Consider the following 13,625-nt stretch of genomic DNA (forward strand, 5'->3'; position numbering starts at 1 on the left):
AACACGTCATGGAGCGCACTGTAGGATGGCACTGCGCGAGCGTCTTGGCCGGTAGCGAAGGAAGTTGACTGGCCGCGAAAACTAGGGGAAAACGATAGGTGAAAAAGCCTGCTGCAGACGAGTTCAGTGTCCCTGGCGCCAGTCCCTGGCGCTGCAACCAAAGCGCCTGCGAAAGCAGCGGCAAAAGTGGGACAGGTCGTTGAAGCCAATCTCCAGGGCGATGTCGCCAATGCGCGCGGCATCGCTGGCGCGCAGGCGCTGGGCCGCCCGCTGCAGCCGTCGCTCCTGCAGGTAGGCGGTGAGCGTCGTGCCGCGTCGAGCCAGCACCATCTGGACATAGCGGGCACTGATGCCCAGGGTGCGGCCCAGGGCGTGGGCATCGAGATCGGGGTCGCACAGCTCGCGCTCGATGCAGGCCATCAGCAGGCGTTCCCATTTCTCCAGCGCGCCATGGTCCACCAGCGCGTCACCGCCCCGGCGCGGCCAACTGAACGCCAGCAGGTCCAGCGCCAGGCGCACGCCCGCGTTGCCGTCCAGTGAGGGGGCCAGGGAATCATTCATGCCGGCCAGTTGCGTCATGAAGGCACCGAGCAAAGGTGCTTCGCGGCCGGGATGGCCGCGTGCCACATGCTCGTCGAAGGCGCTGCGATCGTCCAGTTCCGGCAAGGCCAGCACCTGCATGCGATGGACCTCGTCAAACTCGATGCAATAGAACTCTCCCTGGCGCACCACGGTCAAGTCGCCCGGACCGAGCACGGCCTGGCGGCCATCTTGTGAGACCGTGGTGTGCCCGAGCACGTTGAGCAAGAGAAAACCTCCGCGCGCCCGCTCACGCGGCCCGGCACAACGCGTGCCGCCCTCGACGCGCGCCGGCGTTGAGTCCACCGTCGACATGGCCAGTGTTCCCCAAGCTTGATGCTTGATGCTCGCATGGAAGCCCCGCGCAGGCGCATCCACCGCTATATCGCCGAAGACGTTTCCAACCAGGTCATTCCACTGGTTCAAGCCGCCGGCTTCCAGTGTGCCTTGCGGCAGTGTCATATTCGTCATGATTCTGAAATTGTGCGCTACGGTAAAGGTGAATACAAGTCAACATGAGTCAAATCTGCTCACGTAGCCACTGCGCCATATCCGTCATCACCTGTAGGCCGATGGGTGACACCGCCGTGAAATGGATGCAGGCATGGATGGCACCCGGATAGTGGCGGTGCGCCACCGTTACGCCGGCCGTCGTCAAACGCTGGGCCAGCGCATGCCCTTCGTCGCGCAGCGGGTCGTGGCCCATGGTGGCGACCCAGGTGGCGGGCAATGGTTCAAACCCGTCGGACTTCAGCAAGGCATAGTCCGGGTGCACCAGCGCCTCCGCTTGCCCGCCGAGGTAGCTGGCGGTAAACCAATGAATCGCGCCAACGGTGAGGAATTTGCCGTCGCCGTTCTCCCGGTAGGAGTCACTCGCTACGTCGGGATGCTGCGCGACCGGGTAGATCAGGCCCAGCGCGCGAACCGCCGTGGCCTGCACGCGCCGCGCCGCCACCAGGGCCAGTTGCGCACCGGCGCTGTCGCCCGCCACGGCGATGCGGCTCGGGTCACCGCCCCAGCTGGCGGCATGCGCGAGAACCCAGCGCAAGGCGGCCTCGACGTCGTCGGGCGCGGCCGGAAACGGATGCTCCGGCGCCAGCCGATAGTCCACCGCCACGACCAGCATGCCGGCGTGGTGGCACAAGGTGCGGCAGACCTTGTCATGGGTGTCCAGATCGCCGATCACGAAGCCGCCACCGTGCACGTAGAGCAACACCGGCCAGGGCGTGCCGTGTGCGGTTTCGGGCGCATAAACGCGCAAGCGCAGCGACCCGCCCGGACCGGGTATGGTAGTTTCCAACACCTCGCCAATTGCGGGTGCCGGCAGACCCAGGGCGTCGGCCAGCTCGCGGTAAATTTGCCGTGCCACGGGTGGCGGCAAGCTCTCCAGCGGCGGGTTGCCTTGGGCCGAGGCCTGGGCCAGGAAGCCGGCCAGGGCCGGGTCCAGGTCTGCTTTGGCCAGCGTGGTCAGGACCGGGTCTTCAATAGTCTTCATGGTGGTTTCTCCGGATTTAAGTTCAAGCCGCCTGCTTCAGCAGGCGATGCGGATCGATGACAAATTTCTTCGGCGCGCCGGCATCAAACTCGGCGTAGCCCTTGGGCGCTTCGTCCAGCGAGATCACCTGCACGCCCACCGTTTCGGCGATCTTGATGCGGTCCCACAAAATCGCCTGCATCAGCGCGCGGTTGTATTTCATGACCGGCGTCTGGCCGGTGAAAAAACTGTGCGACTTGGCCCAGCCCAGGCCCAGGCGCACGCTCAAGGCGCCGCGCCGGGCCGCGTCGTCCACGCCGCCCGGATCGTCCGTGACGTACAGGCCCGGGATGCCGATCTTGCCGGCCGCGCGCGTCACCTCCATCAGCGAGTTCAGCACCGTCGCGGGCGCTTCATGCTGCGCACCCTCGTGTCCGTGGCCGCGCGCCTCGAAGCCGACCGCATCCACCGCGCAATCCACCTCGGGCGTGCCCAGGATCTGCTCGATTTGCTCGGTCAGCGTCGCGTCCAGCGACAGGTCCACGGTCTGGAAGCCGACGCGCCGCGCATGCACCAGCCGTGCCGGATTGACATCGCCGACGATCACGACCGCTGCGCCTAGCAACTGGGCCGAGGCCGCCGCAGCCAGGCCCACGGGACCGGCGCCGGCAATGTAGACCGTGCTGCCGGGCCCGACACCGGCGGTCACGGCACCGTGGTAGCCGGTGGGCAGGATGTCGGACAGGCAGGTCAGGTCCAGGATCTTCTCCATCGCCTGCGCCTTGTCGGGAAACTTCAGCAGGTTGAAGTCAGCATAGGGCACCATCACGTACTCGGCCTGGCCGCCGACCCAGCCGCCCATGTCCACATAGCCATAGGCCCCGCCGGCACGCGCCGGATTGACGGTGAGGCACACGCCGGTGTGCTGTTCCTTGCAGGTACGGCAGCGGCCGCAGGCCACGTTGAAGGGCACGGACACCAGGTCGCCCTTTTTCAGGGTTTCGACATCGCGGCCGATTTCGAGCACCTCGCCGGTGATCTCGTGGCCCAGGATGAGCCCGGCCGGTGCCGTGGTCCGCCCGCGCACCATGTGCTGGTCGGAGCCGCAGATGTTGGTGGTGACGACCTTCAGGACCACCCCGTGGTCAATGTGGCGACCGCGCGGGTCGCTCAATTCCGGGAACGGGATGGCCTGGACCTCGACCTGGCCTTGCTGGATATAAGCGACACCTCGATTTGATGACATGACAGTCTCCTTCAGTGGTTGTGGTAATGGTGTAAGCCGGTCCGCGATCACGCTCATCGCAGCAGCCTGCCGTCGCGTGCACGCATGCCGATCTCGACATAGTCCGAGCCGTGATGGCGCTCGCGTCCAAACGTGAGGCGAAAGCCGCCCAGGTCCAGTGTTCCCAGGTTTTCAATCGCTTCACCGAGGCGTTGCCCATCGACATGGGGGCCGGTACGGCGCAGCGCTTCGGTGCACAGGCGAAGCGTCAGGTAGGACTCCAGGCCCTCGAAGCTCAGTGCCTCCGGGCCGATGTAGGCATCAGCGTCGCGCGACAGTTCGCGCACGATGGGCAGATGGGTCACCTCGGGATTCGGCACCACGCTGGTGTAGCCAATCATCCGGTCACGAAACAAGTGCGTCACTTGTGTCAGGCCCGCGGATGACAGCGTGGCGATGGTGGAGGGAATCCCCTCGCGCGCGGCGACCGGGAGCCGTGCCAAGGTCTCCAGCACCTCGTTGCCCAGACTGAGAACCAGCGCCTGTGACGCAGCCTGGGCGATGCCTCGAAACGCGGCTTCAATCGATGCCGGCTGCGCCTCGGCCTTGAGGCGGGTAATCTGCATGCCGGCGCGCCGCAAGGCCGCGGCGAGCGCCAGGGTCCGCGCTGGTTCGGCCTCATCGGCCAAGAGCACCACCCTGGAGATGCCAATCGCGTGCAACTGGCGCGCCAGGGCGTCGGCCTCCCGGTCATCCTCCGGGCGCAGGCTGAAAACATGACGGACTTCGCGCGAACGCAGGGCCAGTGCGCCCGACATGGGGCCGACCAGCGGCACGCGAAGCTCAGCCGTGGTCTCGGCCGCCGCCAGGCACGCCGGTTCACCAAGGCAATTGACGATGACGGTCGCCTTGTGCAGCCGTACCAGGGTGCGTACGTTGGCGGCCACACGTTTCGGGTCGCCGCCGTCGTCCAGGGTCACCAGCTCGACCGGGCGCCCGAGAATGCCTCCGGACGCGTTGACGCGCGCCACATGGGCCTTGGCACCGGCCAGCACCCGGTTCGCTACGGAGAAGCCCGCCCCCGTCAGGGGTAGCGACTGGCCGATGACGACGGGTTCGGGCGTTGCGCCGGCAGTGATGCCCGCGCACAGCAGCACCGTCAGGGCAAGGAACAGACGCAAGCCGTGTTTCATCATGTTGTCATGCTGATAGCGTCCGGGACCGGCTCGCCCACGGGCTCCAGCCGAAAAACCGTGACCAGGCCCGTCAAGCGCTCGGCCTCCTGGCTCATGGACGCGGCCGCGGCCGCACTCTGTTCGACCAGCGCGGCGTTTTGTTGTGTCATCCGTTCGAGTTCATGCACCGACTGGTCGACCTCGGCGATGCCGCGCCCTTGCTCGACTGTGGCGGCAGCGATGTCGGTCACGAAGGTCGCCAGTTCGCTAACGGCGCTCACGATGTTTGTCATGCTGCGCGCAGCGTTCTCGACGTGGCGTTGTCCAGTCGCCACTTCGCTTGCCGATTGTTCGATCAGCCGGCGAATATCCCTGGCCGCGCTTGCAACGCCCTGCGACAAGGCGCGCACCTCGGCCGCCACCACCGCGAAACCGCGGCCATGCTTGCCGGCGCCGGCGGCCTCGATCGAGGCGTTCAAGGCCAGGATGTTGGTACGGAAGGCGAAGCCGTCGATCATGCCGACGATCTCGGCCATGCGCAGCGATGAACGGTTGATATCCGCCATGCTGGACTGGGCACTGAGCACGACTGCGCCACCCTGTTGCGCGGCCTTCGTGGCCGAGCCGGTGATCTCGTGTGCCGCCGAGGCCGACTGCGCCAGCAATTGCACACTGCCGGCCAACTGCGTCGTCGCCGCGGCCGTGCGTTGTAACGAAACGGCAGCGCGCTCGGTGCGCTGCGACAGATCGTCGTTGCCGGCGGCCACATGCGACGCGGACATATCAATGGCCGAAGCCGCCTCGCGCACCGCGCCAACCAGCGTGCGCAGGCCCTCCTGCATCGTGGCCAGGGCCGCCAGCAGGCGGCCGGTTTCGTCCTGCGCCGCGCCAGACACAGGATGCGAAAGGTCGCCCCGCGCAACCTGGCTGACGACCGCCATGGCATGGCGCAGCGGCAGTGTCACGCCGCGGGCAATCCACCACGCCGCAGCGGCCCCCAGGCACAGCGCAGCCGCCGTCGTGCCAGCCAGCCACAGGCGCGCCAGACGGGCCGCAGCGCCGGCCTGCGCACCGGCCTGCGCCGTGGCCTGCGCCGCGCCTTCGGTCAGCGCGTCGATGGCATGCAGCCATTGGTCAAACAGGGGTTTGACGCTGCTGACCACCAGGATCTGGATCGCCGGGTCGCGCTCGTAGTTTGCGCCGGCCGAATCAGCCGCCAGCTTCAGCCGCTGAACCGCACTGCCGAGCAAGGGCCGCAGCTCAATCTCGGCGTTTTCCAGGGCTGCAGCGTGCACCAGCACCGCAGCGCTTTGTTGCGCGCGGTGATCGGCGCCGAAGACCTGTTGGTAGGTCGTCTGATAGGCCGCCAGCGCCTTTTGCAGGGCTGTGTTCTCGTATTTCAGATCCTCGGCATCATCGACCATCGTTGCCACCAGCAGGCCGAGATAGGCGTCGGCCACGCGGTCGTGCATGTTGCGGGCCTGGGCCGCCAGGCGCTGGCCGGTCGCCATTGCGTCCTGCATGCCATGTTCGACCGCCCGGAGCTGGATGATGGCGGTGGCCGAAGTGATGGCAAACAACAGCAACACGAGGCCAAAGGCCAGTGCCAGCCGGGTCACCAGGCTACAGCGACTCAAGAGGTTCAGGCGCATGCGAGACCCGCCAAGCTCGTCAAAGCACGCAAGAATTTCATGGTGGACTTTCAGGCCCTGATCAGGCGGGCGCCACGCCTGCACTTGGCTCGGTATGCCGCACGTGCGTATCAGCAACAGGCATGCGAATCAGGAAATGCGCCAGCGCCGGCAGCAGCACCAAGGCGCCCACCATGTTCCAGACAAACATGAAGGCCAGCAAGATGCCCATGTCGGCCTGGAACTTGATCGGCGAGAACACCCAGGTGCCGACGGCCAGCGCCAGCGTGATGCCGGTGAGCATCACCACGCGCCCGGTGAACTGCAAAGCGTGGTGGTAGGCGTCCGACAAACTGGCCCCCTCGCGCATGCGGGCCAGGGTGATGCTCAGCACATACAGCGCATAGTCCACGCCAATACCCACGCCCAGCGCAATCACCGGCAAGGTGGCCACTTTCACACCCATGCCCAGCCACACCATCAGCGCCTCGCACAGGATGGAGGTCAGCACCAGCGGCAGCACCGCCACCACCACCGCGCGCCACGAGCGGAAGGTGATCCAGCACAGAATCACCACGGAGGCGTAGACCCACAGCAGCATCTCGTGCATGGCCTTGCCCACCACGATGTTGGTGGCGGCGGCAATGCCGGCGCTGCCGGCGGCCAGCTTGAAGCTGATCTCGGGCGTGTTGTTGGCGGCGGCAAAGCGCTCCACCTCGGCCACCACCCGCGACAGGGTCTCGGCCTTGTGGTCCTTCAGGTACACGTACAGCGCCAGGAAGGAACAGTTCTGGTTGAACAGCTCGCGCGGCGCGCGGGTCTGCACGCCGCCCAGTGCGCCGTCGTTGGGCAGCAACTCAAACCATTTGAAATTGCCTTCGTTGTAGCCCACCATCGCCAGCTTGGACAGCCCCGCCATGGAGTTGGTGGACTCCACGCCGGGCAGTTGCTCCAGCTTCCAGGCCAGGGTGTCGAGCTTGGCCAGCGTGGCGTAGCGCGTGCACTGGTCGACCGGCGTTGTCACCATCACGGTCAGGATGTCGGCGCTGGCGGCGTAATGGGCGATCTGGTAGGCGTTGTCGCGGTTGTAGCGCGAATCGGGGCGCAGCTCGGAGGCGCCGGGGTCGAGGTCGCCGATCTTCAAATTCAGGCTGACGGCATAACCCCCCGCCGCCATCAAGGCCGCCACGACTACGGCTGCGGTGGCCCAGCGCTTTTGCGTGAAGTGGTCCAGCAAGGCCCACAGCCAGGGCCGCTTGGCACCTTCAAACGCGACTTCATCGCGCAGGCTGCGCGCCGCCGCCGAGGGCGCCACACCGGTATAGGACAGCAGGATGGGCAGCAACACCAGGTTGGTGAAAATCAGCACCGCCACGCCGATGCTGGCGATCAGGGCCAGGTCCTGGATCACCTTGATCTGGATGATGACCAGCACCGCGAAACCCACGGCGTCGCACAGCAGCGCGGTCAGGCCGGCCATGAACAGGCGGCGGAAGGTGTAGCGCGCCGCCACCACGCGGTGCGTGCCGCGCCCGATGTCTTGCATGATGCCGTTCATCTTCTGCGCGCCGTGGCTCATGCCGATGGCAAATACCAGAAACGGCACCAACACCGAATACGGGTCCAGCTCATAGCCCAGCAGAGCCAGCAGGCCGAACTGCCAGACTACCGCCACCAGCGAACACGCCACCACCAGTGCCGTGCTGCGCTTGCAGCGGGTGTAGCCATACAGCACCACGGTGGTGATCGCCAGGGCCAACAGGAAGAACAACAAAACTTGTTGCAGACCCTCGATCAAGTCGCCCACCACCTTGGCAAACCCGGTCACGCGAATCTGCAGTGCATCGCTGTCGTATCTGGCGCGCAGCGCTTCGATCTGGCGCGATAAATCGCCGTAGTCCAGCGCCTGGCCGGTCTCGGGGTTGCGGTCCAGCAAGGGGACGAACACGATGCTGGACTTGAAGTCGCCCGCCACGAGTTGGCCGATCTCGCCCGAGCGCTCCACGTTGGCGCGCAGTTCGGCCAGGCTGGCAGAGGAGCCGTCGTAGCTGTCGGGGATCACCGGTCCGCCGTCCAGTCCTTCTTCCGTCACCGCCACCCAGCGTGTGCTCGGGGTCCACAGTGACTTCATGAACGGCCGGTCCACGCCGGGCAGCAGGAAGATTTCGTCGTTGATTTTCTGCAGCGCGTCCAGGTAGTTCTTGTCGTAAATCGTGCCCTGTTTGGCCTGCACCACCAGGCGCAGCGCATTGCCCTGGCCGGCCAGATCGCCCTTGTGCGCGAGGTAGTTGACGATGTAGGGATGCGAGGTCGGGATGGTCTTCTCGAAGCTGGCGTTCAGTTGCAGCTTGCTGCCGAACCAGCCCAGCACCAGGGTCAGCAGCAGGCAGATCGCCATGACCCAGGGACGGTGGTTGAAAAAAGCGCGCTCCACCCAGTTGCCCGAGCGCGTGTCGAAGTCTTCCAGCCGCGCGATGACGGGCTGGGTATTGGAGAAGGAATCGGCGTGCATAAATTTTTTCAGTTAACAGACGGTGCGGACAAGCGCCGCATCCCACGCAGGCTGGCCAACACCAGGCTGCCATCGACCGCGATGGCGACACCGGACACCGGAAGCGGCTCGCGCGCTGGCGTGCGCTTGAGCGCGGGCCCTTCGTCGCGCCCCAGCAACACGTCACCCGCCTGGCTCAGCAGCACAAAGCCGCCTTTCGGCAAAGCCGTGCCCGCGCCGACGGTCATGGGTACGCCGGTGTCGAGCTTCTCCCACTGCGTGCCCGCGTCCAGGGAGCGGTAGGCCGAGCCGCGCAGACCGTAGGCCACCCAGACATCGCCTGCGGTGTGCAGCAAGCCAAAGAAGCTGCCTTTGTAGGGCGAGGTCAGCGCGCTGAAGCTGAGCCCGCCATCGGTGGAGCGCAGCAGCAAACCTTGCTCACCCGCGATCAGCAGCGTCTGGCCGTGGGCGCGCAGGCCGTACAGGTGCAGGGATTTGGGATTGGGCAAACGCGGCGCCACGCTCGCCCAGGTTTTGCCGCCGTCGAGGGTGGCGAATATCAGGCCGTAGGCGCCGACGGCAAAGCCGCGTTGGGCATCGATGAATTCCAGGTCGAAAAACGGTTTGTCCGCGCCTTCCTCGACCCAGCGCTGGGCATTGGCGATCGCCTTGTCATCGCCCGTGGCCTGCGCCGCCTGCAGCATCAGCGCCGCGGCCTGGAGGCCGTCGAGCTGCTTGTGCCAGCTGGCGCCAGCGTCATCGCTGCGCAGGATCACGCCCAGATGGCCGGCCGCCCAACCGGTTTTGTCATTGGCAAAGCGCACGCAAGTGAGCGTGGCTTGCACCGGCACCGGGGCTTGTTTCCAGCTCACGCCATGGTCGTCCGACAGCAGCACGGTGCCGCGTTCGCCGACCGCCACCAGGCGCTGGCCCGCGCGGGTCACGGCCAGCGTGGCCGCGCCCAGGGCCTTGGGGCTCAGGAGGGCCGCCGCGGACAGCACCGCAGGCGCACTGGCCGCCCCGGCGGGGAGCGCCGCCGCGGCGGCCCAGCCCGCGAGCGCCCCCAGGACCGCGCGCCGCGCCATGCCAGGGTGTGCGGATCTGCTCATCAGCGTGCGCCTTCGCTGGACAGCGATTCCGGGCTGAAGAAGCTGCGCGGAATCGGCGGCACGATTTCATACTGCTTGGGCATTTCGTTGGAAGCCATGTTCAGGTAGTAAGAACCGTTTTGCATGTCGTAGCCGCCCCACAACACAAAATTCGAGACGGCAGGAACGTCTGGCATGGTCAGCATCAAAGCGTAGTTGGTGCGCCAGAGTTGGCCCTTGGCGTCCCAGCCGTCAAACAGCGCGATTTGCCAGGAATCCTCGTCGATGTAGTACTTGCGCTTGGGCACCACATGGCGCTTGCCGGCCGCCAGCGTGGCTTCCACTTCCCACACGCGGTGCAGTTCCCAGCGCACCTGCGCGGGGTTCAGCGTGTTGGGCGTCACCAGGTCTTCCACCTTGGCCGAGGCGGCCCGGTTGTTGTTGTAGGGGATGTACATCTCCTTCTTGCCCACCAGCTTCAACTCGTGCTTGTCGATCGGGCCAAACAGGGTGAAGGCTTCATCGAACAGACCGATGCCGGAGGTCACCGAGTCCGGTGTGTCGTAGGCCACCGAAGGCGCCTTGCGCACACGGCGCTGGCCCACCAGGTACTGCCACAGGCCGCGCGGTGCGGCGTCGGACACACCGTCCAGCGCCAGAATCGCTTCACCGGCCTTGGAGCCCGGCGCGTTGGCGACGAACTTGCCGAACGAGTAGTAACCATCAAACTTCTCCAGGCTGCCGTCCTTGGCATAAAAAGCCTGGTGCAGGGTCTGCGTGCCACCCGAGGCCATGGCGCGGCGGCCGTCTGCCGTCACGACCCAGACCCGCATTGGCAGGGTGACGTTGCCGCCACGCCAGGCCGTGCGCTGGTTCCAGATGGCTTCATAGCCATCCTTGGGGATCGGGAAGGGCACGCCGCCAAAAGCGCCTTCCATGCCGAAGCCGCCTTCGACAGTCTTGGCGCGGGTGGCATTTTTAAAGGTGTTGTCGTACACCGACTGAGGGGCAGCCGACGTGCGGTGCGTGGGGTAGACATCGATGCGGAAGTCGGGGTACTTCTTCATCAGCGCCTGCACGCCGTCGCTCAGCTTGTCGGCGTGCTGCGCCATGTTCTTGGCGTTGATGGACAGGGTGGGTTTTTCGGTCGGGTACAGGTCGGGGCGCGCATCGCCGGTCTTGTAGCCGGGCGTGGCCTTGCTCAGGCCGCCGTCCCAGGCGGGAATGGTGCCGGCCTTGTTGCCGGCCTTTTCCGCGCCGAGCGGGGTCAGGCTCGACTTGAGCTGGGCGGCTTCATCGGCGCTCACGGCGGCCTGGGCGGATACAAAGGCCGTCAGCAACGCGGCTGCGAGCAAGGTGTGTTGGGCGTTCTTCATCATGGTGTGTGCCTCGGTGGATTTTTTAGAAGGTGCGGGAAACATTGAAGGACAGGTAGTTGCGGTCGGCATTGGTCTGGCCGAACGACAGCATGCGGGTGGGCGTGCTGGGGTCGGTGATGGTGAAGGTGTTCTCCTCGCCAAAGAAGCTCGTGTAGCTCAGGCCCACATTCCATTCGCGGTACTTGCCCTTGATGCCGATGCTCAGGTCGCCCGCATTGCTGGCGCCACCGGCGAAGTTGAAGATGGCCGAGGAGCGTCCGCCAAAGTTGTAGCCCAAGCCGATCGGAATCGACAGGTCCAGACCCGGTAGCACCTGGAAGTACTGCGGCTCGAAGATCATGCGAAAGGCCGCTGCGTCGCGCGTGGTATTCGGGTCCAGCCCGCCGAAGCCCACCGCGCTGGGGTTCTTGCTGACGCTCAGGGTGCGGTTCCAGGCCAGCTCGGCCACGATGGCGCCGCCGTCCCACAGGCCGGACTTGTTGAGCACATAGATGCCCGACAGGTTCAGATGCGCCGTGCGGCCGATGGCATAGCAGGGGTTGCTCACCGAGCCGCTGCAGTCGGGTGCGGGCATGAAGGGCGCGCCGGCCAGCACGGCCGGGTCGCTGGCCAGCGGGGCGTCGTCACGTACCGAGCCTTCCAATGCCCAGTTCAGTTGCCCGATGGACGAGGTGACGCTGGCGCCAAAGGTCTTGATGCCCTCGGCATAGACCTTGTGCATGTTGCCATTGATCAGGTCGAACACCGGCACCGCCGGCGTCTTGTCGTGGTAGCGCGCCGCGTACAGGCCGTATTCGAAGGCGCTGCCGGCCGGCGACCAGCGCAACTGCGCGCCGAACTGGCCGCTGTCGCCGGGCTTCTGGTCCTTGCTGTCGTCGGCGGGCACAGGCGGCCCGCCCAGGTAGAGGCGGCCTCCGCCAATGTAGTCCTGGTTGGAGAAATAGCTGCCGACTCCGGCGATCTTGCTGGGCCGCCATTTGAGCTGGTAGTAGCCGCCCAGCGTCACACCCTCGGCCACCTGCAGCGAACCGGAAATTTGCTCCACCGGCAGCAGCACTTCCTTGAACTGCCAGTTCGGCACCGAGACGATCTTGGCGATGTCCACCGGCCCCTGGGCATTCGCAATGCCGTTCTGGCCGAAGAACAGGCTCTCGCCGTATTGCAGCGCGTGCTTGCCGACGCGGATGGAGGCGGGCATGCTGCCCAAGGTCCCCTTGCCGTAGACGAAGGCATCGAGGAACTCATTGCCACGACCATGTTGATCCACCGTCGCTGGAAGGAACTGGTTGGCCGCCTGGCCGGCAAAGTTGCTCACGCCCATCGTGCCGTCGTTGGCGTTGGTGCCCATGTAGGCCGAGTCGTACCAGGCGGCATGGCTGATGCGCAAGCCCCAGTTGCCGTGGCTGAAGTCGAACTCCGTCAGCAGGTCGACGCGATTGGAGACCACGCCTTTCTTGAAGTTGAGGTCGCCGTCGTTCTCATTGGTCACGCCGCCATCGCCGCGTGCGGCGGGCGAGGTGAGCAGGGCCGAAGGATCTTTCAGCCGGTAGGCCGTGCTGTATTTGGGCGTGAAGTCGAGCCGGATTTTGGTGTCCGGGTCAGGGGTTTCGATTTCGAAGGCGTGGGCTGGCAGTGCGCAGAGCAAACTGCTCGCCAGCGCCAAGGCACTGAGTTTGAAGGGGTTGAATGTCTTGTCCATGAAATGTCTCCTCGTTATGTGTTTTGTTGCCGTGAACTTCGGGTGGGCGCCAGCTGTTCGCCCGTCATGCGCTAGAGGTAGGTCGAGGCCAGGCCACCATCGACCGGGATGTTGACGCCGCTGACCCAGCGCGCGGCGTCGCTGCACAGCCAGGCGACCACGGGCGCGATCTCGTCGGCAAAGCCGGGGCGCAGCATGCGGTGCGCGTCGGCCTGGATGCGTTCCTGACCCAGCATGGTGACGAAGTCGCCCAGGATCGGCGTGAACACCGGACCCGGCGCCACGCAGTTCATGCGCACCCCTTTGCCCATGAACCATTCCTGCGACTGGGTGGCGTTCCAGACAATCAAGGCTTCCTTGAAATACTGGTAGCAGGTGGCTTGCGGCACGGGGTGATCGCGCAGCCAGTGGGCGCCGTCTTCAAAGCTTTGGGTCGCCGCCAGTTCCTTGTGCGCGTCCAGGCGCAGCGGCCATTCCGCGCCCAGGATGGAGGCCACGTTGACGATGCTGCTTGACCGCGGCATGCGCGCCAGCACCCGTTCGGTCAGGTGGCGCAGGCCGAGGTAGTTCACCCGGGCCACTAGCTCGCCATCGGCCGTGCCGGGAACACCGGCGATATTGCACAGCGCGTCAATACGCTGGGGAAGTTGGGCCACGGCGGTGTCGATGGCGGCGGGCGTGCCGAGATCCGCCTTGACAAAGTCGTCCAGGGTCACAACCGGATCGTTGCGGTCCATGCCGATGACCTTGGCGCCGTGGAAGCGGGCCAGCCGGGCAACCTCGGCCCCAATGCCGGACGAAGTGCCTGTGATGACGATGGTTTTTCCATGCAGATTCATGGTCTGTCTCCTTGACGTGATGAAGTGAGAGAAGCGAAAAAAACG

Annotated in this window: 10 protein-coding genes; all 10 read right to left on the reverse strand. The window is 65.6% G+C overall.

Going from position 1 to position 13,625, the window contains the following annotated elements:
• Nucleotides 1-123 precede the first annotated feature (123 nt).
• The gene (locus C5P05_RS15815) at nucleotides 124-1,050 is read right to left on the reverse strand and encodes a helix-turn-helix domain-containing protein (RefSeq protein ID WP_114970812.1); all 927 of its coding nucleotides are present in this window, start codon (nucleotides 1,048-1,050) and stop codon (nucleotides 124-126) included.
• A gap of 49 nt (nucleotides 1,051-1,099) precedes the next feature.
• Nucleotides 1,100-2,074 (reverse strand): alpha/beta hydrolase, encoded by a 975-nt coding sequence (locus C5P05_RS15820; RefSeq protein WP_114970813.1) that lies wholly within the window; start codon nucleotides 2,072-2,074, stop codon nucleotides 1,100-1,102.
• Between the two features lie 22 nt (nucleotides 2,075-2,096).
• Nucleotides 2,097-3,299, reverse strand: coding sequence for a formaldehyde dehydrogenase, glutathione-independent (gene fdhA, locus C5P05_RS15825; RefSeq protein WP_114970814.1), 1,203 nt, complete (start codon nucleotides 3,297-3,299; stop codon nucleotides 2,097-2,099).
• A gap of 53 nt (nucleotides 3,300-3,352) precedes the next feature.
• Complete coding sequence (locus tag C5P05_RS15830; protein ID WP_114970815.1) at nucleotides 3,353-4,474, reverse strand: ABC transporter substrate-binding protein; 1,122 nt, start codon at nucleotides 4,472-4,474, stop codon at nucleotides 3,353-3,355.
• Nucleotides 4,471-6,105, reverse strand: a complete 1,635-nt coding sequence (locus C5P05_RS15835) for a methyl-accepting chemotaxis protein (protein WP_157979351.1) — start codon at nucleotides 6,103-6,105, stop codon at nucleotides 4,471-4,473. The genes C5P05_RS15830 and C5P05_RS15835 overlap by 4 nt, the downstream gene beginning before the upstream one ends.
• A gap of 61 nt (nucleotides 6,106-6,166) precedes the next feature.
• A complete protein-coding gene (locus C5P05_RS15840) occupies nucleotides 6,167-8,596 on the reverse strand; it encodes an efflux RND transporter permease subunit (RefSeq protein WP_114970817.1) in 2,430 nt (809 codons plus the stop codon).
• 8 nt (nucleotides 8,597-8,604) lie between these two features.
• Complete coding sequence (locus C5P05_RS15845) at nucleotides 8,605-9,684, reverse strand: WD40/YVTN/BNR-like repeat-containing protein (protein WP_114970818.1); 1,080 nt, start codon at nucleotides 9,682-9,684, stop codon at nucleotides 8,605-8,607.
• Nucleotides 9,684-11,039 carry a DUF1329 domain-containing protein gene (locus C5P05_RS15850; RefSeq protein WP_420130757.1) on the reverse strand — a complete coding sequence of 452 codons (1,356 nt, stop codon included), beginning with the start codon at nucleotides 11,037-11,039 and terminating at the stop codon, nucleotides 9,684-9,686. The genes C5P05_RS15845 and C5P05_RS15850 overlap by 1 nt, the downstream gene beginning before the upstream one ends.
• A gap of 25 nt (nucleotides 11,040-11,064) precedes the next feature.
• Nucleotides 11,065-12,741, reverse strand: coding sequence for a DUF1302 domain-containing protein (locus tag C5P05_RS15855; protein WP_114970820.1), 1,677 nt, complete (start codon nucleotides 12,739-12,741; stop codon nucleotides 11,065-11,067).
• A gap of 71 nt (nucleotides 12,742-12,812) precedes the next feature.
• The gene (locus C5P05_RS15860; protein WP_114970821.1) at nucleotides 12,813-13,580 is read right to left on the reverse strand and encodes a coniferyl-alcohol dehydrogenase; all 768 of its coding nucleotides are present in this window, start codon (nucleotides 13,578-13,580) and stop codon (nucleotides 12,813-12,815) included.
• Between the last annotated feature and the right edge of the window lie 45 nt (nucleotides 13,581-13,625).

Origin of the sequence: Rhodoferax ferrireducens, from assembly GCF_003347515.1 — a bacterium.
In the GTDB taxonomy this organism is placed as follows: Bacteria; Pseudomonadota; Gammaproteobacteria; order Burkholderiales; family Burkholderiaceae_C; genus Rhodoferax.

Excerpts from the sequence above, each read along its gene's own strand:
- C5P05_RS15815 (WP_114970812.1), bottom strand. The coding sequence starts at position 1,050 with ATGACGAATATGACACTGCCGCAAGGCACACTGGAAGCCGGCGGCTTG.
- C5P05_RS15820 (WP_114970813.1), bottom strand. The coding sequence starts at position 2,074 with ATGAAGACTATTGAAGACCCGGTCCTGACCACGCTGGCCAAAGCAGAC.
- fdhA (WP_114970814.1), bottom strand. The coding sequence starts at position 3,299 with ATGTCATCAAATCGAGGTGTCGCTTATATCCAGCAAGGCCAGGTCGAG.
- C5P05_RS15830 (WP_114970815.1), bottom strand. The coding sequence starts at position 4,474 with ATGATGAAACACGGCTTGCGTCTGTTCCTTGCCCTGACGGTGCTGCTG.
- C5P05_RS15835 (WP_157979351.1), bottom strand. The coding sequence starts at position 6,105 with ATGCGCCTGAACCTCTTGAGTCGCTGTAGCCTGGTGACCCGGCTGGCA.
- C5P05_RS15840 (WP_114970817.1), bottom strand. The coding sequence starts at position 8,596 with ATGCACGCCGATTCCTTCTCCAATACCCAGCCCGTCATCGCGCGGCTG.
- C5P05_RS15845 (WP_114970818.1), bottom strand. The coding sequence starts at position 9,684 with ATGAGCAGATCCGCACACCCTGGCATGGCGCGGCGCGCGGTCCTGGGG.
- C5P05_RS15850 (WP_420130757.1), bottom strand. The coding sequence starts at position 11,039 with ATGAAGAACGCCCAACACACCTTGCTCGCAGCCGCGTTGCTGACGGCC.
- C5P05_RS15855 (WP_114970820.1), bottom strand. The coding sequence starts at position 12,741 with ATGGACAAGACATTCAACCCCTTCAAACTCAGTGCCTTGGCGCTGGCG.
- C5P05_RS15860 (WP_114970821.1), bottom strand. The coding sequence starts at position 13,580 with ATGAATCTGCATGGAAAAACCATCGTCATCACAGGCACTTCGTCCGGC.